Source organism: Succinivibrio dextrinosolvens, assembly GCF_900116345.1.
Lineage (GTDB): Bacteria > Pseudomonadota > Gammaproteobacteria > Enterobacterales > Succinivibrionaceae > Succinivibrio > Succinivibrio dextrinosolvens_B.
In genome coordinates, this window is the sequence record NZ_FPAH01000041.1 from 1 (window position 1) to 23,856 (window position 23,856).

Sequence of the window (23,856 nt, forward strand, 5' to 3'; positions counted from 1 at the left end):
CGTTAAATTTATTTCCATTCTCTACATACTATTCGTTGACTAGCTTTGTAGTGATTTTATGAATAAAGTCATTACGCTGATTTACTATCTTCTCATGTACTCGTGCTACTCGTTTTCTCTGTTTCTGTTTATTCTTAGAATTCTTTTTCTTACGTGAGAGTTTACGTTGTTCTCTTCTCAGTTTCTCCTGTGATTTCTCAAGATATTTAGGATTATTAACCACATTTCCATTACTGTCGGTATAGAAAGATTTAATACCAACATCAATGCCAGTGAAACTGTTACACTCCTCTTTCTTCTCAGGTTCAAAATCTACGTTCAGTACCACAAAATATTTACCAGTAGCTGTTCTTCGTACTGTAACATTGTTGATATGGCCGACTTCCACTGACTGCTTGATTTTCAGGAAGCCAAGCTTTGGAAGTCTGATTCTGGTTCCTTCGATGCGGATTGAGTTTTTCTGATTGAGTGTTCTGTAGCTTAACTGATAGTGGTGCTTACTTTTGAATACTGGGTGTTTTGCTTTCTTCTCAAAGAACCGTACAAAAGCGTTCTCTAAATCTCTCAAAGCCTGCTGTAAGGCTATAGAGTCAACTTCGTTCAGAAAAGCGTATTTTTCCTCTTTTTTCATAGAAGTAAGCATTGCTGAAGTCTGGTTATAGCCAGTCTTTTCTCCCTTTGCATACTTCTCGTTTCTGAAGGCAAGACCTTTATTATATACAAGGCGAGAACAGCCTAGAGTTTTATTAATTAACTCCTGCTGTACTTTATTTGGATATGCTCGAAATATTACGCCTTTATTCATTCTTATAGCTACGGTCTTGTTTTTTGTGTATCAACGTACCATTTTATTGTTTCAGAACTGACTTTGCCTGCTGTACTTACAAAATAGCTGCGAGTCCAGAGACTAGGCATTGCTCTGAGTTGAGGAAATTCTTCTCTTAACTTTATTGATGTGCAACCTTTAATTTGCTTCATTATATTTGGAATACTCATGGTTGGAAGTACACTTACAAAGATATGTACATGATCTATATGACATTCCAGAGCAAGAATTTCAATCCCCTGTTTACTACATTCATTGATAGTAAGCTCTTTGAACCTATCTTCAAGACCTGTGATATTGAATATCTTTCTACGATATCTTGGACAAAACACAAAATGATAGTTAATTAAAGATACAGTTGTTTTGGTATGTTTGTACTCATTTTTCATGAAGATATATTATCATACTTGTAGATTTTAATTAAAAATTAATCTACTAATACTTAATGATAATGCGGGCTATCATCCTCACGGTTAAAACCGTGGGTTTTCGCGCCCGCATTATTTATAATCAGAATTTCCAAAATTACTTCTTAATGCAGATGAGAAATCATAGAAAGTATCATCATCCAAAGAATCCTTTCTTACCTCCCTATAGTAAAGCTGCACTAATGATGAATGAACCTCAAGATTTGGTGGAACTAAGAATAGGCTCTGTCCTCCCAAATCGTTAGCCTCAGTTCTTATAGTTAAATAACCAGTCTGATACAGAATACTCAATGGAGTCACATCAAAATAATCATAAAACTGATTAATAGTTTGCGGGCCACATTTTGTTTTTAAAAGACTTTCCAATTGTGTATTCTGAATATTCCTGATGTATTTAGAAATCAGTGTTGGATATGCGCCTCCAGTTTCATACCAGAAGTTTTTGAAACCGTTCTCAGGTGCGGATAGAAAGTTTAATACTGACCATGGATTATGAAGAGTGATTTCATTGTCTACATGGAATCTGTAACCATCATAGTGATCTTTGATTTGTGAGTAACACTCTTCATTAGATATATTAAGAGTATTTGCTGCATTTTCTACATACTCATCAAAGTACTGATGCATATCTTCATCGGTATAACCAAGTAATGGAGCAAATTTTCTCTCAAGACCGAGATCTCTTAGGTTGTTCATCTGAGAAAATACAGAGGTCTTTGCGAATCTGCCAACACCTGTAATAAAGATAAATCTCATATCTCCGGTTACAGCTTTGATAGCTCCAAAAAATCCCTGTAGATACTGTCGGTATGATTCAAATAATTCCTTATTCCCTAAAGAATGAGTTAAAGGATAGTCATATTCGTCAATTAAAAGGACATATTCTGATGGAGCGGCATCAACTAGAGTCTTTAAATTTAGACCGGCACTGCGTTCTTTGTAATCATCAGGAAAATTTACTCCATCGTGTTTTGCACGATCAGCAAGAACATAAATGATCTGATTATTCAGTTCATTTTTATCCTCAAACGAAAGTGAGGAAAAATCAATATGGATTACTTTATATGTTCTGCCTTTCTCTCTTTCATTCCAAAGCTTTTCAAGTTTAAGTCCTTTAAAATACTCGGTTCCATGAGAAAACAGAGATTCAAGAGTAGAGATAAGCAGAGATTTTCCAAAACGACGTGGCCTTGAAAGAAAATTAGGTCCATCAAGATATGCAAATTCATAAACCAAATCTGTATGATCTACATAAATCTGATTCTTTTTTCTAATATCTTCAAAACTATTTTTGGCTTTTGGTAATTTTGTGGAATCAACCATTTATATCTTCTCAAAAATTTTCACTCTGAGTTATATTACAACAAAACAGGCTTTGCTTTCTATTTCGTTGCCTAAAATATAAGGTATAGCACCGAAACAAAAGAGCCTCAGTATTGAACCAAGGCTCATTAGAAAATCAGATAGATATGTTATGCAAACACAATTCCCAGAATATCCTTCTTGATATTCTTAATCTGAACGATCTCACCGATAACATCATCAAGTTTTGAACGGTCAATCTTTTCAGCCAGAATCAGGGCATCCGCTGCTGATATAGACTTCATGTTCTGAGGCTTAACAATATTAAAGTCACTGATGCCGTTTGCAACCAGAGCATCCTTAATTACAGAGGTTACATTAACAATCTCAGACTCACTTAGTGTAGATACCACAGTAATACTATGCTTATCCTTGCACAGTACCTCTACAGATTCATTCAGCTTCTGAATTTCATCTGCATTTGCATTACTGTATGAGGAATCATGAACGCAGGCTAAGGTCTTTAAGTCCTCGAACATAAGGTTCTCAGGATCATGAAGTCTGCCATCAAACAGATAGACACAGGTAAAGGCACCCAGAGCCAGGAACAGACCTACAGCAAGGCCGCCAAAGGCAAAAATAGCGTATTTCTTTAGCTTAAGCTTATTCAAATCAACGCTTGAGATTGGCTCAATTTCCATAGGAACCTCATTGAGTTCCTCTTTTTTATTCTCAATTCTGATTAAAAGACTGTTAACCTTCTGAGTCTCTTTTTCACGTAAAGTATCAACGTAAGATGACTTCACCTTGGCAAAGGAAATCTCATTTGAATTGATATCATACTCATTCTTTAAAAAGGCAGTAAGTTCAGTATCGTACTGAGCTAATACCTTCTGAAGCTTGTAGACATCGTCCCTGCTTGTGGCCTTGAGTGAAATACTGAAAGAAATATCATCAATCTTGTTTAAGGTTACAAGCTCCTCAATCAGCTTATCAGAAGTATCCTCTGGTAAACCTAATGCAGAGGCAAATTCATTCTTAAACTTGTCTGTATATAAAAGAGTTCTTGCAAAACTGATTAGAGCAGAATCCTTATCCTCAAGCTGAATAACCTCAGCATCGGACTTATCCTCAGACTTTGCTTTTTTTGAAGGTTGAACCGGAGGTACAGCAGGAACATATTTGTTTTTGATAACAGGCTGCAGCTTGATTGAATTCTTAACACCCTTCTCCGAGGCCAGATAATAATGAACAGCCTCAAAGCAGACCTTATCAGAATTTAACAGAACAGAATTCTCCATGTACTTCTGCTGATCTTTTAATTCATTCTCAAGAACTTTAATCTCTGAGCTGATATTAGCCTTTTCATAGGAAGCAAGAGAAGCCTGAACCTCATTGTTCTTCTCTCGTCTTTCCATCTCTGCCTGATACTGATTAAAGCTTGCCTTCTGTTTTTCTGACCTGAAGGTTCCATTAGGCTGCTTTATATTTTTCTCGTAGGATACAAGATTTGGCTCATCTGCAAAGGAACGGCCGGAAAGCTCAACATCGTAGTATTTATAGGAAAGACCTGCCAGACCGAAAACAATTCCGATTAAAAGCAGCATCTTGCTTTTGGATAATAGGTATTTGAAAAGTCTGACCAGATCAATTTCTACATCTTCTTTATACTGATTCATTTTTAGTCCGTTATGTTTTGTTATTAAAAAATTAAAAGGTGAAAATCAGGCTCCAGGATGGGAGTCTAAATTAAGTTAATCCTCTGGTGTAATCTTCGGATACATCGACATAGGACGTAAATCAATCTTGTCAGGATCGTAATTGCGTCTTTCGTTGCAGTTCATATCCGAAATAGTTTCAATATCAGAATTGGTTATATCAAAATGATAAAGCTGACAGTTCTGTTCAATCTTGCTCTGAATTACGGCCTTTGGAATGGCAACAATACCTCTCTGGATACACCAGCGCAACAGGATCTGGGAGGCAGAGGCATGATAATAGTTTCTCATGCCGATAAGTCTTGGATCATCTAAGATCAGGCGGCCTTCACTGCCCAGTGGAGAATAGGCTTCCACGCAGATCTTTCTTTTGCGGCACCAGCCTAAAAGCTCTTCTTCTGTGTTCAGAGGATGAATCTCTGTCTGGTTAACCTGAGGCACTACGGTTGCACCGTGCTCTTTTAGACTCTCTATGTGGTGAGGCTTGAAATTGGCAACACCGATGCATCTGCAGAGTCCTTCCTTCTGAAGCTTTTCAAGTTCCAGATAGGCCTGCTCATAGCCTTGCTTAGGCCAGTGAATAAGGTAAAGATCAACATAATCAAGACCGAGTCGCTCCAAAGATGCCATTAGTGCAGCACGAGGATCATCAAAATCAGTGATCCAGAGTTTTGTTGTAACAAAAATCTCATCACGACGAATTCCGGAGTCTCTGATTGCCCTGCCCACAGCCTTTTCATTACAGTAGATTCTGGCGGTATCAATCAGTCGGTATCCAGCCTCTAAAGCCCATTTTACGGCATTGTAGGCATCCTCGCCCTTAACCTTGTAGGCTCTAAGACCTAATAGAGGCATCTTTACATCATTATTTAGATTAACCGTAGACTTGATTGTAAGTTCCATTAAAAACTCCTTAAGCCTCTTTCATTCTGTTAAATGCCTGCTCTAATACCTCAGGTCCGGCACCGAGCTCATGCATATGACAGGAGAGATAATTTCTGAATCTTCTGGCACCCTTGCAACCATTGAACATATTAATGATGTGATTACCCAGATGATGCAGACGGTTTCCTTCAGAAACATATTCTTCAGCAAATTCTACAACTTTTTTAAAGCACTCATCACGGGAAAGTATTTCTGAACCGTCATTATAGATTCTGCTGTCAACTGAGGCCAGAATATAAGGATCATCCATACAGGCTCTGCCGAGCATTACTCCTTCAACCTTTGAGAGCATGACATTGCATTCATCAATGGTCTTAATGCCTCCGTTGATGGTAATGGCAAGATCAGGAAAAACCTCTTTTAAGGTAAACACTCTTTCATAATCCAGTGGCGGAATGGTTCTGTTCTCCTTTGGAGACAGACCGTTAAGCCAGGCTTTTCTTGCATGAAGAATAATATGTCTGCAGCCGGTTTTGTATACTGAATCCACAATCTTCTTTGTATATTCAAAATCATCCAGATCGTCAACGCCAATTCTGGTTTTAACAGTGACAGGAACCTCTGAGGCATCCTGCATAGCCATAAGACAGTCGGTAATCACCTGTGGAGTCTTCATCAGAATAGCTCCGAATGAGCCTGACTGTACCTTATCTGAGGGACAGCCTGCGTTAAGATTGATGGCACTGTAATTAAACTTTGAGGCAATTCTGCAGGCATCTGCAAGAACCTTAGGGTCACAACCGCCTAGCTGCAGAGTGCAGGGATTTATAGTCTCTGCATCATGCTCTATTAGATATTCTTTACCATGAACGACCGCATTAGCAGCAATCATTTCAGTATAGAGCATAGCCTTTTTAGAAAAGAGTCTGGCTATTCTGCGAAAGGTTTTAGTGGTTACATCAATCATTGGGGCCACAGAAAATCGGTCTGCAGCTGTAAATTTTGCAAATTCAGTCATAGGTGTTCAAAAAATAAAAAACGTGGCTTTATGATAACATAGCCACGTCTTCACAAAAACACTATTCACTGTTTCTGACTATTCGTCAGTAATCACAGCTGCAACTGACTTATCAAGATACTTTCTGTCCAGAGCAGGAAGACCAGCAGTAATAGTTGCAACCAGATGCATCAGAGTCTTTGAATTATCCTCATCTGGTTTAGCAAGGAACTTACCGATAGCCTCACCGATCTGCTCCATCTGTTTTGGTTTCATGCCGCGAGTAGTTGCTGGCAGAGTTGAGAAACGGACCGCATCAAACTTGATCTTAGGATCGGAGGTTAGAACATTGGCGATTCTTACATGAATACCGATATCAGCTAAAAGCTCCTGAGCGCCCTTGGCAGAGATTGCACAGAATCTGGTATCAATAATTACCAAATGGGAATTGGTACCGTTACAGATAATCTTCATACCGCCCTGCTCTAAACCTTTAGCTAAAGCCTTGGCATTGGATACCACATCCTTGCAGTAGGTAATAAAGACATCGGTCTTCATCTCGTGCAGTCTTGCAGCTAAAGCTGAAAGCTGAGGAGTAATCAGACCATGATGACCGGCCAGAGTCTCTGAGCGGACAATTGCTGTTGCAAGCTCTTTCTTGCACAGAATTGCAGCTGCCTGAGGTCCCTGCATAGCACCGTGAGTAGACAGGGTTACCACGTCTGCATACTTGACCGGATTTGGAAGTACACCTGCAGCAGTAAGACCAGCAGTCTGTGACAGGTCACACCACAGATAGGCTCCGACTTCCTTTGCAATCTTGGCAAACTTGGCAAAATCAATTGACAGAGGATAGTTTACAGGAGAAACAATAATCAGCTTTGGCTTGTTTTTCTTGGCAATAGCCTCAATCTCCTTCATATCGAAGGTCTGGGTCTCAGGATCGATACCAAAGTTTACAAACTGGAAAGCCAGATTCTCACTGTTACAGTGTTCTTTCTTACGTAAATCCAGAGACATAACCACATCACCACGGGTAGTCAGAGCCTTGAATACAACTCTTGATGCAGCCTCAATGGTTACGGTTTTTACTGTCGCGAACTCGGCACCGAAAACATCACATAGTCTTTCGCAGGTCAGGGTTTCTAGAGTATTGCCCTTGCCGAGTACTATTGAATTAGAGGAATTGACAAGTACACTTCCCATAATTGCAGCACATACAGGTGAAGTGCTGTTTTCATCAGGAATGAATGATAAAGTTACATGCTGTCTTTCAATCTCTTTAACGAAATATGAATACAGACTGTCATCGAAGCTTTTTACAATTTTTAGTGACTTCATAAAACTTCCCTCTAATTATTTATATTTATCTTTTGGTAGGCAACGCCACATCAATATGCATGCATTTAAAAATTCTGAAAAAAAATCAGAAATAAAAAAACAGCTTAGTCTGTTTCACCTTCATAGCTAATTTAAAACTAAGAAACACAATGTATGTTGCGTCAGAAAATATTTTACGACATGTGTTAGTATTTTTTGTGAGAAAGTCCAACATACTGATATTAAAAAATAAAATTAATTCTGCTTTTGTTATCTGTGTCAAAAGAATTTAAACAAAAAATTCAAAAAGTTAAAACTTTTTTTAGATTCAATCGTCAAATAAATACAGACAGCATGTAAACGATTAACGCCTTGGAATCAAAAGAAAGGCTTAATTTTTGTAAGATATAAGAACAAAAAATACACAAAAATATAATAAAAAGAAAGGCACAGACCCCAGCAAAAAATAAAGGTGCGCGTGATCATACAAGTCCTTAGGAAATAAGGATAAATCTGCATTTGTATGCTATTATATATAACTGATTATGATAAACGTTAAAATAACAAATAGAACCGCAGCAGAAGATTATATAGCAGTAGAAAAAGAGACAGGTGCCACCACTCTTCCTGGTAAGCACATATTCGCTATTTTCTCTGTTGGGATTATATCTGTTCTTTTAGCCCTTCCATTCGGATCCATCATTCCTGAAAGCGCCTCCCCTTTTGCGGCTCTCTCCACAGGCAGAGAGGAACAGAACCGAGTCTACGAGCAGGAATATCTAAAAAATAATGAGGTCATCGCCGAGGCCAACGTTGAAATTTCCTCCACCGCAGGTTCTGAAGAAAACTATGACGATGACATTAATACCGAGGCGCTGATTGCCCAGGCCAGCCAGGCAGAAATAAAAAAGGAAGCAGCCGAGGCCAAAACAGCTGTTGCAGAACCTGAACAGAGAGTCAAGTTTGTAGCAACTGATATTGAAAAGAATTCCAATGAGAAAATTCTGGCAGACAAGAAAACACAGTCTGAAAAATACATAAGCAATATTCTCACCCCTAACAGGATCCCAGGAACCATAGCTCAGGCAGGAGCAGAAAAGGAATTCAACGGCAAGTGGTATGAACAGACCATCCGCAAGGGTGATTCTCTGTCTAAGATCTTCTCCTATCTGAATCTTAATAATGAGGATCTCAAAAAGATCACCGCTGTTGCCCGTGATAGTGACCTTAATCTCTCGGTTGGCCAGAAGATCCAGTTCTTAATTGCAGAGGATAACTCCGTACAGGAAATTGCTATTCCTCTGTCCGGCAACAAACAGGTTCGTTTCTCAAGAGATATAGAAAAGAACACCTATACCGTTGCTCGTGAAAGACGCTTTGCCCAGTTCTCTGATTTAAAGAGCCGCGGCATGGACAGCGCAACCTTAATGCCATCCTTTATCGAGGCGGAGAAAGAGCGTAATAAAAAGAAACTTGAGCAGGAAGCGCTTCTGTCACAGAAACAAAAGGAAGAGCTTGAAAAGGCCCGTCTGAAACGTGAACAGCTTGCAGCTCAGAAAAAACAGGATGCACTGGCAGCAGCTGCAGAAAAGGAAAAGCATAAATCCATTTACAAAGGTAAGAGCAGACCTCGTCTCATCATCGGTTCAATCGGTGAAAAGGAGACTTTTGACAAGGCAGCAACCCGTTATGGTCTTACCCATTCTGAAATTGTAACCATCAAGAATCAGTATGTAGGCAGAATCAATTTCAACAAACTTTCAGCAGGAGACTCCTTCAGAATTCTGTTCAACGGAATCGGTCAGGGTTCAAGCATGACCGCAATTTCCATGAATACCAAGATGTTCGGTCAGATCAATCTTTACCGTCATCAGCTGAACCATATTTTCTACGAGGAGAACGGATACAATCCTTCTACAGGAGCCTTCAGAAGATTCCCTATCATGGGACAGATCAAGGTAAGTTCACCTTTCAATCTGAAGCGATTCCACCCTATAAGACAGGTTATCCGTCCTCATTACGGTGTTGATTTCAAGGTTAATATCGGTACCCCTATATACGCACCAGCTGATGGTGTTGTTACCTACGCTAAGTACATGCGTGGCGGCGGATACTCAATTATTATCAACCACAAAGGCGGTTACTCAACAGTTTATATGCACCTATCCAAGTTTGACGTTCAGCAGGGTGATCGCGTGCATATAGGTCAGATTATTGCCAAGTCAGGAAATACAGGTAATTCCACTGGTGCACATCTTCATTATGAGGTTCATGTTAACGGTCGTCCGGTTGACCCTCTGAAAGTTGATCTTCCTTCAGGAAGTCCTGCTACAGCTCAAAGATTGAAAGAAGCATTTAAAAATAATGTTTACATCTTGAAGACAGAGCTGTATAAAAATAAATTAGCAGAAGTAAAATAATAGAAGATATACAGACATATACTAAGGATAACCTGTGCTTACTGAAAAAGAGTTTAGCGAAGAGGCATTAGCTGTCCTCAAATGGCTAATTGCCATTCCAAGCATCACCAGAACCTCTGGTGATGAGATCATGAGTCATACCATTTACAATACCGTATCTGAATTCACCTATTTCAAGAATAACCCTGAGTATTTAAGCTACATCACTCATGATGATCAGAAAAATCACTCCTTTACCGCCTTTGTAAGAAGAGACCAGTTCACCAGAGAGACACTGGTGGTTTTATGCAATACCGACACCTCCTCAAATGAGGTTTACGGTACTTTAAAATCCTTTGCCTTCAAATCAGACGAATTAAAAGAGAAGCTCAAAAATTCATCTCTGACTGAGGCTCAGCTTGCTGAACTTGAAAATGAGAATAACATCTATGGTTTAGGTTCCTTTGAAAACAAGGCTCCTATTGCCGGAATGCTTATCCTCTTAAAATACTACTCAGAGAGACTCTGGGAACTGCCAATCAATCTGCTGTTCGTTTGTAACAGTGAATCCTTAAACGGCAATGAAGGTATCAGAACCTGTCTTCCTTATATACATACTCTTATAAATGAGCAGAATATTGAACTGACTTTAGGTATTTCCTTCAAGCCTGAGTCAACTGAAATTCCTGATGACACCATCAATGTATATACTGCCAATATGGGTAAGGTTGAGGCTGGATTCTATATCTTCGGAGAAGGCACCGATACCGAGAGACCATATAAGGGCTTCTCACCAACCCTGATTGCCTCAAAGATAATTGATGAAATCGAGATAAATCCGGTTATCACAAAGGATTTATCCAAGAGAGCCATTGCTCCAACCTTCAATTATCTGCATACCTACAATAACCGTTCTCCAAATACCCCGGATGCGGTTCATTTGAGTTTCACCTTCCCTTTTATCAACCTTAATATTCTGGATTTACTTGAGAATCTGAAACAGGTTGCAGCCAGTGCCATTGAAAAATCAGCCCTGCTGATGGAGGAACGAGAGCTTCTGTACTGCAAGATTAACGATGAGGAACACACTATTCCAATCAAGGAAGCGGAAGTTCTGTCCTTTGCTGACTTCTTCTACAGAGCAGCCCTGCACTACAAGGGAAATCTGAAGTCTGCCATTGAAGGTCTGATTCAGAAATGTGCCAATGAGGAGCTAGGTGTTCAGGATATTCTGAAGAATATCATTGAACGACTTAACGAGCTAGCCCGTCTGCCAAGACCATCTGTTGTAATTTTCTTTGGAAACGACTTTATTCCTCAGCAGCAGTTAAGACGTAACAATGCTCTGGACCGAGAAATCTTCATCAAGATTAACAAGGCAGTTGAAGAATTCAACAAAAAGCACGACCACCAGATCAATATTGAGAATGAGTGCCCTGCAAATGACAACTGTTTTATCAGACCGGTGGGAATTGATGTTGCCTTAAAGGCATTAAAGGATGAATGTCCAATGCCTATTTCAACATTTTATAACCTCAATGCTCCAGGTATTACCTTTACCTACAAGGGAGGTGATCTGTACAAAGCCACAGAGCACGTCAACAGAGAGTTCTTTGATGATATGTTAGGCTTCATGCACCGACTGATGGTTGAAATCAGTCCTGAGGAGAAGAACGATAAAGACAGCAAGACTCAGGATGAGGCCCTTGAAGTACTTAATGTTTCCGAAAAAGTAATTGAGGAAAATAAAGACACAAAAGAGACTGAAGCTGACAAGGACAGCAGGAACATCTGATCTTGAGAAAAACAGCTGTGAACAAAAGTCAATTCAGATTGTAGAAACGGTGGATTCAAATCCTCCGTTTCTGTTTTTCAGCACCACTCCTTTATTGGAGAGCCTTGCTGAGTCAACTTAAAGAGCCAGAGACAGAATAACCTCACAGTCCGTCTGAGTATAATGCTCATTGGTTCCGATTGATTTAATCTCTGGGAATCCAACTTTCTTTAAAATCTTTTCAATATCTCCGGCATTACCATTTAATTCAGAGAGTTTTACCGGCAGCTTTAAAGATTCAAATCTGCGTTTTATAAAATCCACAGTCTGGGAAGCTGTAATTCCAACATCAGAGAAATTGTACGGAATATCAAAGGCGGTAGAGCCCAGTTTGGCAATCTGCATTTCCTTTTTCTTAAGCACAAATTTGAACCATGCAGGAATAATAATACTTGCGGCCTCTTCAGGATTGCAGTCATACACAGAGATTAAGGCCTTCTCTAAAATAGGAACACAGGCCTCATCGTTATAGTTAAGCATCGGATTGACATAGGCTGCAATACTTGCCCACATCAGATTGGTGATACAGTCTACGTCGTTTGGCTTTTCCTTAATCTTGGAGAACATTAAAAGCACGGTCTTGATGGTAGCTTCCAGAATCTTTTCTGAAAGCACTGTATTCTTATTAATCTCAAAATATCTTCTGAAAAGAACATCCAAAAGCTTTACAAAGTTAAAGGAATAATTTGATGAAGTGATAGTACACAGTTCAGGATTGTAAATTACAAACTTAGGAGAAAGAACTTCTGCTGAACAGTCATAATACTTAAGACTTCCATCATCAAGACGGTTATAGACGGTAACTTCCTTGGAGGTTGCACAGCCGCCGCAGATTGAGGTACTGATTACTGCAACCGGCAGAGCCTTTTCTATATCACTTTTATGTTTGAACATCTCATAAAAGCTGTCCTCAAAAACCGCTCCGGCAGCAATGACCTTTGCAAGGGAGCAAACAGAGGAAGAACCAACAGCAAGAATAAAATCCACATTCTCTGTTTTACAGATCTTAATGCCGTCAAAAACCGTGGAGATTCTTGGATTTACATAGGATTCTCCCAATTCGGTATAATCAAGACCGCTGTTACGTAGAGAACGTCTAACCTTATCTAACAGATTTCCAATGGAAGATGACAATTTAGAGTAGATAACAAGAACCTTTGAGCCTCCCAGATATTTTATCTGACGGCCGACCTCGTTTTCCTGATTAGGACCAAAAAGGAAGGTATCCTCACCCTGTGAAAATAAATTGTCCATATAGCTTCTCTGCCTGTAACAAACCTTATGTAAATCTTCTGACAAGTCTAGCAGATATACCATGTATTCTCTAGAATCTTTTTTACAGAAAAAAGTCCTGCGCCAAAAGGAGGTTATACACTTAACAGATCTGAAAAGAAAATTTAAACGCAGAGAGCAAATAAATCAAAAAAAAGGTTGACTGTTATCTCATTTCCTTTAAGATCTTTTTCAAAAAAAAATAAACATTTTTCTCTTAATTTTGGAGATTTCGTGCGTGAAAGATACTGGCGATTATGGGGCTGCCCCAATGGTTAACAAACCAAACGAATACAGCACACAGAAACAGATTCACAGACCAGGTGAGCTTCCAGGACAGAAAGCATCACCTGTAGAGCAGAATAAAAAGCCAATTCTGCAGATTAAAGGCCTTACCAAGAACTTCAGTAACTTTACTGCTGTAAATAATGTTGATCTGACCATCTATGAAGGTGAAATCTTTGCACTATTAGGATCATCAGGATGCGGAAAGTCTACCCTTTTAAGAATGCTTGCGGGTTTTGAGCAGCCTTCAGACGGTCATATCATTCTTGATGGAGAGGATATTGTTAACCTGCCTCCATATAAGAGAACCTTAAACATGATGTTCCAGTCATATGCACTGTTCCCATATATGACTGTTCGCCAGAATATTGCCTTTGGTTTAAAGCAGGAAAAACTTCCACGTGATGTCATCAATGCACGAGTTGAGAAAATGCTGAAACTGGTGCACATGGAGGATTACGTTGACAGACGTCCATACCAGTTATCCGGAGGACAGAGACAGCGTGTAGCTCTTGCAAGATCACTTGCAAAAGAGCCTCGTCTACTGCTTTTAGATGAGCCTATGGGAGCTCTGGATAAAAAACTGCGTGAGCAGATGAGACTTGAGCTTGTAGACATCATCAACTCAGTTGGCGTTACCTGCCTTATGGTTACACACGATCAGGAAGAGGCTATGACCATGGCTGACCGTATTGCCATTATGGACCGTGGTGAATTCGTTCAGATCGGTGGACCTCGTGAAATCTACGAGAACCCTAACTGCCGTTTCTCAGCAGAGTTCATCGGTCAGGTTAACATGTTTGACTGTGTTCTTACCAAATCAGACAACAAGCACTCTGTAATTCAATGTAATGATTTCCCTCGTCCAATTGAGCTTCTGCATGATATCGATATTGCCGACGGAATGCCTGTATCTATTGCCATGAGACCAGAGAAGGTATATATCTCCCATGAGGAACCAACTGAGCAGACCAACTGGTGTGAAGGTATCGTAGAGAATATTGCTTATCTTGGTGATATTTCTATTTACTATGTACGTCTGCCATCCGGAAGAATCATTACTTCAACTCTGCCAAATGTAGACAGATTCAATGTTGGTCTTCCAACCTGGGATGACAAGGTTTATCTAAGCTGGGATCCTGAATCCTGTATTGCCCTGACCTTCTAACTCATCATTAGAATATAGAGAAGAATACATCAATGGCTTTAATAAGTTCAAATATGATTAGAACGCCTGGGTCAAAGGGACACCGTCCTCCACCAAGGTTTGTTCCAGGCAGAAAGATTACCTTAAGAGAAAGAGCAATCATCTTTTTACCTTATGTATGGATGATTCTGTTCTTCCTTATTCCGTTTCTGATTATCTTCAAGATTTCATTTTCAGTAACAGAAATTGCAATTCCTCCTTATTCCCCAATTGTAACTTTTGAGGAAGGTGCAATGCAGATTATTCTGCATCTGGAAAACTATACCAATATCTTTATTGATCCGGATGGAACCTACATGCGCTCCTATCTGAAATCAATTCAGGTTGCAGCTTTCTCTACTCTTTTATGTCTGATTATCGGCTATCCGATTGCCTGGGCACTTGCCACCTCAAAGAGTGCCACCCGCAATATTCTGTTTATTCTGATAATCATGCCAAGCTGGACTTCCTTCGTAGTAAGAATCTATGCCTGGATGACTATTTTAAAGAGAGACGGTCTTATCAATGATATTCTGATGAGTATCGGCATTATTGATCATCCGCTGCATATGCTGCAGACTGATCTGGCTGTATATATAGGTATTGTTTACTGTTATCTGCCTTATATGGTACTGCCATTATTCTCATCACTGATGAAGGTTGACTACAGTCTGATTGAAGCAGCTCAGGATCTTGGCTGCCGACCTGTAAAGACCTTCTTCCATGCTCTGGTTCCACAGACCCGCAGCGGTATTATTGCAGGCTCAATGCTGGTATTCATTCCTGCAATCGGTGAGTACGTTATCCCTGAACTGCTCGGTGGTAAGGACTCAATTCTTATTGGTAGAATCCTGTGGCAGGAATTCTTCAACAACCGAGACTGGCCTCTTGCCTCATCTGTTGCAATCACTATGCTTACAGTTATGGCAATACCTATTATCTGGTTCTTCAAAAATCAGCGTAAACAGGGGGAACTATGATCTTAAATAAGAACACCAAGAGTACCCTGTTAAGATTTGTAATTCTGACAATTACTCTGATTTTCCTGTATCTGCCAATCATGACTCTGGTGGTTTACTCCTTCAACGAGTCAAAAATGGTTACAGTATGGACCAATTTCTCACTGAAATGGTATCGTGCTCTAATGAATAATGATGCCATCATAACTGCCGTTGGTATTTCCATGACCATTGCTGTTATGTCTGCAATTGCCTCAGTGATTATTGGAACCCTGGCTGCATTTGTTATGGTGAGAATTAAAAAGTTCACAGGTGAAAGCGCCTTCCTGCTGTTTATGACTGCACCTATGATTCTGCCTGAGGTTATCACCGGTCTTGCCCTGCTGTTACTTTTCGTAACCCTGAGCGATATTATTCCAATCTTCTCAGACAGAGGCATGATCACCATCTGGATTGCACACGTAACATTCTGCTCTGCTTATGCTACTGTGGTTATCCGCTCAAGATTTGTTGAGCTTGATGTTTCCATTGAGGAAGCAGCAAAAGATCTTGGTGCAGGTCCGATGAAGGTTTTCTTTGTTATTATTCTGCCAGCTATTATGCCGGCTGAGGTTGCAGCATTCCTTCTGAGCTTCACCATGTCTATGGATGATCTGGTTATTGCAAGCTTCGTGGCAGGACCAAACTCTACCACTTTGCCAATGCTGATCTTCTCAAGCGTAAGACGTGGTTTGTCACCTGAAATCAACGCTTTAGCTTCAGTAATTGTTTTTGTGGTTTCTATCTTTGCCTTTGTTTCATGGGTTCTAACAGTGCGCAAACAGAAACGCAAAGAACGCAATGCAGCTATGGTTAAAGCTGCACTCAGAAAAGAAAACACAATCGCAGCTTAAATTCTTTCAAATCTCCCGACTTAGTGCGGGAGATTTTGTTTTTGCCCTCTCTCATTTTATATAAATCCATCATCTTTACTCCCTTAACTATAATAATACTTTTCAATATCTTATCCTTTCTTAAGAAGACTCTTTCAAAAGTCAAATCTTATTAAAGTTTTGAAAGTTTTTTTTAGTTTTCTTTCAAAAGTTAAATTTATTGAAACTTTTGAAAGAAATACTATAATTTTATTCAAAAGGTAAATAATTTAAATTAAAAACTATGAAATACATTGAACGTAATAACTATTTAGATAGACTAAAAAGACTAAGAAATACACCAGACATAAAAATAATTACGGGTCTGCGCAGATCTGGAAAGTCAGAATTAGTCAGAGCCTATATGGACTGGATTAAGATCAATGAAGATAAAGCAAATCTAATCTACATTGATTTTGCTGACTTAAAATATGACGGTCTTAAGTCCTACAAAGAGCTCAACAATTACTGCGAAAAAAATTACAAACCAGACAAGTCAAATGTTCTGATTATTGACGAAATACAGTTATGCGATAAATTTGAACTCACAATAAACAGCTTATATAACGCTCACAGGTACGATATCTATATTACAGGATCGAACGCATTCCTGCTCAGTTCAGATTTATCCACCTTATTTACAGGAAGATACATAGAAATTCCGGTTTATCCTTTTAGCTTCTCAGAATACTGCAGATATTATGATTACACCGGAAATACACCAAATGTTCTTGATTCCTATGTATCTGAGGGAGGTCTTGCAGGTTCGTATGTATATAGAGACAAGGAAGATCAGCTTGCATATATTAAAGATGTCTACAATACAGTAATTAAAAGAGATCTGGTAGATAAATACTCTATAAAAGAAATATCACTTCTTGACTCGCTAACTGATTACCTTATGGATAATATTTCAAACCTGACATCAGCTAGCAAAATTAATTCAAGTTTCAAACAGAGTGGAGCCGAAACCAATCATATAAAAATAGGAAATTATATAAAGTACCTTTGCAGCGGATTCTTGTTCTATAAAATTAAAAGATATGACATAAAAGGAAAGAAATATCTGGAAACCTCTGATAAGTATTACCTCAGCGATTTAGGATTCCGATATGCCCTGCTCGGCTCAAGAAATATGGATTATGGACGAGCATACGAGAATATAGTTGCAATAGAGCTTTTAAGAAGAGGCTACGACCTTTACGTTGGAAAGCTCTATCAGAAAGAAATTGATTTTGTCGCCATAAAACAAAATGAAAAAATCTACATTCAGGTTTCAGATAACATTTCATCTGAGGAAACACTACAGAGAGAACTGGCACCACTAAGAGCCATAAAAGACGCCTATCCAAAGATTCTGATCGCCAATACCGGGCATGAAGACTATGATATTGAAGGAATTAAAATCCTCGATCTGACTCGATGGCTTTTAGACTGAAAAAAAAATAACCTGTGATTAAAATCACAGGTTTTTTTTGAGTATAATATGCACATCCTTCAACTTATCACATTTAGAGATAATCTATGTCAGACTTAAAACTCTTCTCTGGAAATGCTACTCCAGAGCTTGCAAATGAAATTGCAAAATGTTTATACACCAATCTATCTGATGCTACTGTTGATACTTTCTCTGACGGTGAAGTTCATATCCAGATCAACGAATGTATTCGTGGCTGTGATACCTTTATCATTCAGTCAACCTGCGCACCAACCAACGACAATCTGATGGAACTGTTAGTAATGATTGATGCACTGCGCCGTGCTTCTGCAGGTCGTATTACAGCAGTTGTTCCTTACTTTGGTTATGCAAGACAGGACCGTCGTGTTCGTTCACAGCGTGTGCCTATCACTGCAAAGGTAGTTGCCGACTTACTTTCATCAGTAGGTGTAGACAGAGTTTTAACCGTTGATCTGCATGCTGAGCAGATTCAGGGTTTCTTTGATGTTCCTGTTGATAACTGCTACTCATCAAATCTTTTTGTTGAAGACATGAAGAACCTGTCTTTAAACAAACCATGTATCGTTTCACCTGATATGGGTGGCGTTGTAAGAGCACGTGCTATTGCAAAACTATTCAACGATGCTGACATCGCTATTATCGACAAGCGTCGTCCAAAGCCAAACGTATCTGAGGTTATGAACCTGATTGGTGATGTTAAGGACAGAGAATGTATCATCGTTGATGATATCATTGATACCGGTGGTACCCTATGCAAGGCTGCAGCTGCATTAAAAGATCGCGGTGCAACCAAGGTTATTGCTTACGGCACTCACCCTGTTCTATCAGGTAACGCTTATGAAAACATCAAGAACAGCGTAATTGATGAGATCGTTGTTACCAACAGTATTCCAGCAACCGAGAAACTGAAATCAACAGGTAAGTTCAGATATGTTTCTCTTGCTCCAATGCTTGCAGAAGCAATCCGTCGTATCAACAACGACGAGTCAATTTCCGTAATGTTTGGTTAATCGCTGAAAGGTCTCTTCGGAGACCTTTTTTGTGATCTATCTCCTCTTTCCTCTAAATCCCCTTTCTTCAGACTCAAGTTTACTAAATAAAAAGCCGTTAACGATGTTAGATGGAGAGGTGTTTTTATTATGTCACTGGTTAATACTATTTACTTACATAGCACAGAAGGGACTGAGAATAAAATTCATCAGGCTCACAATACTGCTGTGTCTTTAGTAGGCAACCGTGAAGATGATGATAAAAAGAAAAACACCCTTTTAGATGATGTGGTAACTCTTTCAGAAAAAACTATGAATGATTCGAATGAGGATCTGTTCTCCAATAATCGTTCAAAAGCGCTGATGGCCTATAAGCAGTTCGGAAATATCAGTATTGAAGATGCCGCAAAGGAAGTCGTTAAGAGTCAGGAGCTCCCTGAAGAAAAAGCTGCACCTGCAGAAAATGATGCAGATAATGAAGAGGAGAAGGTAAATACTGATCCTGAGGATAAGGACGATAAGAATAAACATAAAGTCGGAAAAGAGAACGACAAAAAAGCCAATGGTGAAGAACTTTCTGATGAAGAACAGGCTGAGGTACAGAGACTAAAGGAAAGAGATCAGGAAGTCAGAACTCATGAAAAAGCTCATCAGAGTGCCGGTGGGCAGTATGCCAGTGCTCCTGTATATGAATACGAGAAAGGACCGGACGGAAAAGACTATGCTACAGGCGGTCATGTAAATATCGATACTTCTAAAGAAAGTGATCCTGATAAAACCATTGAAAAGATGAGGGTTGTAATCAAAGCAGCAAAAGCTCCTGCACAGCCATCAGGCCAGGATATGAAGGTTGCGGCTGAAGCTCAGCAGACATTGAATGAAGCCCAGATGGAAAAATCCAAGAAACAGCAGGAAGAGATGAAGTCCAGCGAAAAGCCTCAGGATAAGGAGGAAGCTGGACCAGAGGTTCAGAACGAGGATATCAAGACAGAAACTCCAGAGGCAAAACCACAGGCAAGTCTCTCTGAGTCTTAACCAATTCCAAGGCGCTATTCCAAGCGCCTTTTTCATGGTCTGGCAACAGACAGGTAAAAGAAAAACAAAAGGTCTATCCTGTTTCAAATCAACAAAATCTGATTAGATTTCTCAGATTGTTCACTTTATCTTCCAACTCCAAAAAAATTTTTCTTAAATTTCACCAAAATGGAGTGATTCAGCTCAATATTGCTCAAAAAAAGACATAAAATACAAAATGATGTATAATTGCGGTGCAAAATTTCCAACAGGAGTAAAAATGGATCCAGTTTATGTGGGGGCACTTTCACTGCTGCCTCCTGTTATTGCAGTAGCTTTAGCTCTGATCACTAAAGAAGTATTCTCTTCTCTGCTATTGGGTATTCTTTCAGGCACACTGATTTATACCCTGAAAACCGATGGCAATATTGTCATTGATACCCTGCAGACTACTGTAAAGGTAATGGGAAACAAATTTGACCTAAACATTGTTTTATTCTGCTCTTTATTAGGTGCACTGGTATACGTAATTTACCTGGCAGGAGCCTCAAAAGCTTACGGAAACTGGGCAACTACTAAAATCAAAGGCAGACGTTCCGCATTACTGTCAACCTCCGCATTAGGTGCATTTATCTTTATTGATGACTATTTTAACTGTCTGACTGTTGGTACCGTAATGAGACCAATTACAGACAAATACAGAATCTCAAGAGCAAAGCTTGCCTATATTATTGATGCAACTGCAGCTCCAATCTGTATTATTGCCCCTATTTCATCCTGGGCTGCAGCTGTAGGCTCTAACCTAAAGGCAACCAAAGCCTTTGAGTCCGATATAGGAGCTTTCGTAGCAGCTATTCCTTGGAATTTCTATGCACTGATGTCCATCCTAATGGTGGTGCTGGTATGTATTTTCAACGTTGACTTCGGACCTATGCTTAAGGCTGAACAGACAGCTCTTAAGAATCCTCCAAAGCCAACTTCCAATCAGGATACCTCAACAGATATGGAGATCAAGGGTGACGGCACCATGTGGGATATGATTGTTCCAATGCTGTCTCTGATTGTGTTTGCAATCTTCTTCATGCTCTACATCGGTGGATACTGGGGAGATGATGCCACTTTCCACACATTAGGTGGTGCATTCGGTAACACAGATTCATCATTATCTCTGGTATTAGCCTCTACCTGTGCCCTTTTCGTAGCCTTCATGATGCTGGTAACCCGCAAGGTTCTATCATTAAAGGAGTTTATGGATGGTGTATTACGCGGTGTTCAGGCTATGATCCCTGCAAATATGATTCTGACCTTTGCCTGGACGATTTCAGGTGTAACCCGTGACTTACTTCAGGCTCCTGAGTTCATTTCCTCAATCGTTCAGAACGATATCGGTTTCGTGGGGGCAATTCTGCCTGCTGTAATTTTTGTTATCGCTGGCTTCCTGTCATTCTCAACCGGTACCGCCTGGGGTACTTTCGGTATTCTGATTCCAATCGTGGTAATGGTTGCTCAGGCAATCGATCCTGCTTCATCAGAGCTGATAATCATCTCATTATCTGCAACTCTGGCAGGTGCGGTATTCGGTGATCACTGTTCTCCTATATCAGATACAACAGTTCTGTCATCCGCAGGATCTGGCTGTGTTCACATCGAACACGTATATACTCAGCTGCCATATGCCCTGCTTGTAGCTTCCTGTGCTCTGATTGGTTATATTGTTGCAGGCTTTACTCACTCACTGTTTGCAAGTTTATCAACTGCTATCGGTCTGATGTTTGTATGTGTACTTATACTTCATGCAAGACAGATTAAGCAAAATACAAAAATCAAATTTGATGATTCTTCAGTAGCAGACTAATAGTAGTTTTACACACGTTTCGAAATAAGAGACCATTGGACAGTTAATTCCAATGGTCTTTTTTTGGGAATTGTGTGGGAGTATGTCACATTGAAATCTTTCTATTCTCTTACGGTTTTCTTTTCAGACATCTTCGGTCTAGACTTCTCATAGAGTACTTTCTGTTTTATTTGTTAAGATTAAGTATGATACCAACAAAATAAAAAGTAAAAACGTACATAAAATTAACTTGACAAGGATAATTTGTGTTGATAAGTTAAGAATATGTACGAAATATACATATAATAGAGTAAAGAACGACATAAAATTAACTTCATGGAGCGAGGATATGAACTTGTATTTTGAACTGTTACGATATCCAACATTTTCCATTAAAGAGGTAAATGCCTTGTATTCAAGTCAGCGTACAGCAATGGCTGCATTGGGAAAACTTCTGAAGGAAAACATGGTATTAAAGATTCGCAATGGATTATATACCTGTTTGAGCGGAGAAAATGGTGGACCTGTTGCGAACAGATTCCAAATTGCTAGTGCTATCACTCCATCTTCGTATGTATCTCATCATTCTGCTTTCGAATATTATGGAACTGTTGATCAGGTTTTTTACGAGGTTTATGTCGGCTCTGAGACTCGTTTTCATGACTTTAAATTTGATGGGTACACTTATCATTATATCAAAGGACAGATGAAGGAAGGCATAGTTGTTCCCGATTTTAGTGGAGGAGTGAAGATTACAGATAAGGAACGATCGATAACAGATTCCATAAAGGATATAAATTTAATCGCCGGACTAGAAGAGGTGCTTTCATGTGTTCTGTCTGTGAACAGTATTAATGAAGCAAAATTATTAAAATATCTGGTTGGATATGACAGTGCCTTTTTATATCAGAAGATCGGTTTTATTTTTAGTGTATTTCAGATGGAACTAGGCATAAGCAATGATTTTATAAAGATATGTAAAGATAGGGTCGGAAATTCAAAGCGGTATCTGACAACCGGAATAAGTAATCCTGCCTATTCTAGCGAATGGATGTTAGTTTATCCGAAGAATATTAAGAGCATGAAAAATGTAGAGATGGAAGATGCCACAATTTAATAGAAGAGAGCTAGATGTAAGAGCTCGCAAATATGGTTTTATTCGCGATACCTTTGAGAAGGTTCTTCGATTGAGAGCAATTCTTGATTTCATGAATACGCAGGAATACATGCGAGAACATTTGTTGCTTAAAGGAGGAACGGCCATAAATCTGACCATTTTCAATCTTCCAAGATTATCTGTCGATATTGATTTGGATTTTGTTCCAAACATGTCTAGAGAAGAAACAATAAACGAAAGAGAGCACTTGACTTCGATTTTAAAAGGATTCATGTCGGATCAAGGGTATTCTCTTTCTGACTCATCAAGATTTAGCCATAGTTTGGATGCATTCCATTATAACTATGTGAACGCAGCCGGAAATAAAGATATGATCAAGATAGAGATCAACTATTCGCTAAGAACTCACGTACTATCTCCAGAAGACAGAGTGTTTGTGACAGATGCTTTTGGCGAGCCAATAAAAGTCAGGACGGTTGCTGCTATGGAGATCTTTGCGGCAAAAACTAATGCTCTGTTAAGTAGAGCGGCTGCAAGGGATCTGTATGACTTCTGTAATATGGTTGACAGTAACTTGTTTTCTGAAAAGGAAGAGTTGTTTAGGAAATGTATTATATTCTATGCAACGATTTCAGCAAAAGAAGTAAACAAAAACTTCGATACGTCAGCCATAGACAGTCTTGTCTTTTCAAAAATAAAATCAGATTTGTTCCCTGTCCTAGCTGTGAAGGATAAGTTTGACCTTGAAGGAAAGAAACAAAAGGCTAAAGCGTACATAAATTCGATTATTAAGCCGACTTCTCTGGAAATGGAATATGTGGAAAGATTCATAGCAAAGGAATATAAACCAGAGCTTCTTTTTGAAGATACTGAGATTATTGAGCGTTTACGGAATCACCCGATGGCACTATGGAAATGTAAATAATATGAGAAAAATCTAGTAGCTGCTCCCTAGTTCATTAACTAATGAGATGCTATTAGCGACATTGTATCAATTTAAACCGACTTTTTTACCGAAATTTATACTAAAAAAATGGCTCAGTACAAATAAATGTGGGAACAAAGATCCTCTATTCAATCTGAGCCTTCCATTTTTGTCTGGAGGCATCAAAAAGCTTTAA

19 protein-coding genes are annotated in these 23,856 nt (G+C 39.3%); 11 read left to right on the forward strand and 8 right to left on the reverse strand.

Annotation, left to right across the window (positions count from 1 at the left end; translation table 11 throughout):
- Window positions 1-28: 28 nt before the first annotated feature.
- From BM308_RS10750 to BM308_RS10780, 7 genes are all read right to left on the reverse strand, one after another.
- Complete coding sequence (locus tag BM308_RS10750; RefSeq protein WP_074945152.1) at window positions 29-805, reverse strand: RNA-guided endonuclease TnpB family protein; 777 nt, start codon at window positions 803-805, stop codon at window positions 29-31.
- Window positions 806-813: 8 nt separating this feature from the next.
- Window positions 814-1,215 (reverse strand): IS200/IS605 family transposase, encoded by a 402-nt coding sequence (tnpA, locus tag BM308_RS10755; RefSeq protein WP_074945153.1) that lies wholly within the window; start codon window positions 1,213-1,215, stop codon window positions 814-816.
- Window positions 1,216-1,326: 111 nt separating this feature from the next.
- Window positions 1,327-2,577 carry an AAA family ATPase gene (locus BM308_RS10760; protein ID WP_074945155.1) on the reverse strand — a complete coding sequence of 417 codons (1,251 nt, stop codon included), beginning with the start codon at window positions 2,575-2,577 and terminating at the stop codon, window positions 1,327-1,329.
- Window positions 2,578-2,726: 149 nt separating this feature from the next.
- Window positions 2,727-4,235 carry a hypothetical protein gene (locus BM308_RS10765; RefSeq protein ID WP_074945156.1) on the reverse strand — a complete coding sequence of 503 codons (1,509 nt, stop codon included), beginning with the start codon at window positions 4,233-4,235 and terminating at the stop codon, window positions 2,727-2,729.
- 75 nt (window positions 4,236-4,310) lie between these two features.
- Entirely contained in the window at window positions 4,311-5,177 is an 867-nt protein-coding gene (locus tag BM308_RS10770; protein WP_074945158.1) for an aldo/keto reductase, read from the reverse strand.
- A 10-nt stretch (window positions 5,178-5,187) separates the two neighbouring features.
- The gene (dusA, locus tag BM308_RS10775) at window positions 5,188-6,177 is read right to left on the reverse strand and encodes a tRNA dihydrouridine(20/20a) synthase DusA (RefSeq protein WP_074945159.1); all 990 of its coding nucleotides are present in this window, start codon (window positions 6,175-6,177) and stop codon (window positions 5,188-5,190) included.
- 78 nt (window positions 6,178-6,255) lie between these two features.
- Window positions 6,256-7,497: a hypothetical protein gene (locus tag BM308_RS10780; RefSeq protein ID WP_074945161.1), complete on the reverse strand. Its 1,242-nt coding sequence runs from the start codon at window positions 7,495-7,497 to the stop codon at window positions 6,256-6,258.
- A gap of 524 nt (window positions 7,498-8,021) precedes the next feature.
- Here BM308_RS10780 and BM308_RS10785 point away from each other — a divergent pair.
- Window positions 8,022-9,896, forward strand: a complete 1,875-nt coding sequence (locus BM308_RS10785) for a peptidoglycan DD-metalloendopeptidase family protein (RefSeq protein ID WP_074945162.1) — start codon at window positions 8,022-8,024, stop codon at window positions 9,894-9,896.
- Between the two features lie 34 nt (window positions 9,897-9,930).
- Window positions 9,931-11,670 (forward strand): zinc-binding metallopeptidase family protein, encoded by a 1,740-nt coding sequence (locus tag BM308_RS10790; RefSeq protein ID WP_074945164.1) that lies wholly within the window; start codon window positions 9,931-9,933, stop codon window positions 11,668-11,670.
- 117 nt (window positions 11,671-11,787) lie between these two features.
- Here BM308_RS10790 and BM308_RS10795 read toward each other — a convergent pair whose 3' ends face one another.
- Complete coding sequence (locus BM308_RS10795) at window positions 11,788-12,963, reverse strand: iron-containing alcohol dehydrogenase (RefSeq protein ID WP_177214448.1); 1,176 nt, start codon at window positions 12,961-12,963, stop codon at window positions 11,788-11,790.
- A gap of 256 nt (window positions 12,964-13,219) precedes the next feature.
- Here BM308_RS10795 and potA point away from each other — a divergent pair, with 256 nt between their 5' ends.
- The 9 genes from potA (at window position 13,220) to BM308_RS10840 (ending at window position 23,660) form a co-directional block, all read left to right on the forward strand.
- Complete coding sequence (potA, locus tag BM308_RS10800) at window positions 13,220-14,434, forward strand: polyamine ABC transporter ATP-binding protein (protein WP_306706266.1); 1,215 nt, start codon at window positions 13,220-13,222, stop codon at window positions 14,432-14,434.
- A 161-nt stretch (window positions 14,435-14,595) separates the two neighbouring features.
- Window positions 14,596-15,432: an ABC transporter permease subunit gene (locus BM308_RS10805; protein ID WP_295353274.1), complete on the forward strand. Its 837-nt coding sequence runs from the start codon at window positions 14,596-14,598 to the stop codon at window positions 15,430-15,432.
- Window positions 15,429-16,304, forward strand: coding sequence for an ABC transporter permease subunit (locus BM308_RS10810; protein WP_074945167.1), 876 nt, complete (start codon window positions 15,429-15,431; stop codon window positions 16,302-16,304). The genes BM308_RS10805 and BM308_RS10810 overlap by 4 nt, the downstream gene beginning before the upstream one ends.
- Window positions 16,305-16,566: 262 nt before the next feature.
- Window positions 16,567-17,760, forward strand: a complete 1,194-nt coding sequence (locus BM308_RS10815) for an ATP-binding protein (protein ID WP_074945168.1) — start codon at window positions 16,567-16,569, stop codon at window positions 17,758-17,760.
- An 86-nt stretch (window positions 17,761-17,846) separates the two neighbouring features.
- A complete protein-coding gene (locus tag BM308_RS10820) occupies window positions 17,847-18,791 on the forward strand; it encodes a ribose-phosphate pyrophosphokinase (RefSeq protein WP_074945170.1) in 945 nt (314 codons plus the stop codon).
- 129 nt (window positions 18,792-18,920) lie between these two features.
- Window positions 18,921-19,805, forward strand: coding sequence for a putative metalloprotease CJM1_0395 family protein (locus BM308_RS10825; RefSeq protein ID WP_074945171.1), 885 nt, complete (start codon window positions 18,921-18,923; stop codon window positions 19,803-19,805).
- Between the two features lie 259 nt (window positions 19,806-20,064).
- Window positions 20,065-21,639, forward strand: a complete 1,575-nt coding sequence (locus tag BM308_RS10830) for a Na+/H+ antiporter NhaC family protein (protein WP_074945173.1) — start codon at window positions 20,065-20,067, stop codon at window positions 21,637-21,639.
- A gap of 328 nt (window positions 21,640-21,967) precedes the next feature.
- Window positions 21,968-22,735, forward strand: a complete 768-nt coding sequence (locus BM308_RS10835) for a type IV toxin-antitoxin system AbiEi family antitoxin domain-containing protein (RefSeq protein ID WP_074945174.1) — start codon at window positions 21,968-21,970, stop codon at window positions 22,733-22,735.
- A complete protein-coding gene (locus tag BM308_RS10840; RefSeq protein WP_074945176.1) occupies window positions 22,722-23,660 on the forward strand; it encodes a nucleotidyl transferase AbiEii/AbiGii toxin family protein in 939 nt (312 codons plus the stop codon). The genes BM308_RS10835 and BM308_RS10840 overlap by 14 nt, the downstream gene beginning before the upstream one ends.
- The last annotated feature ends 196 nt before the right edge of the window (window positions 23,661-23,856 follow it).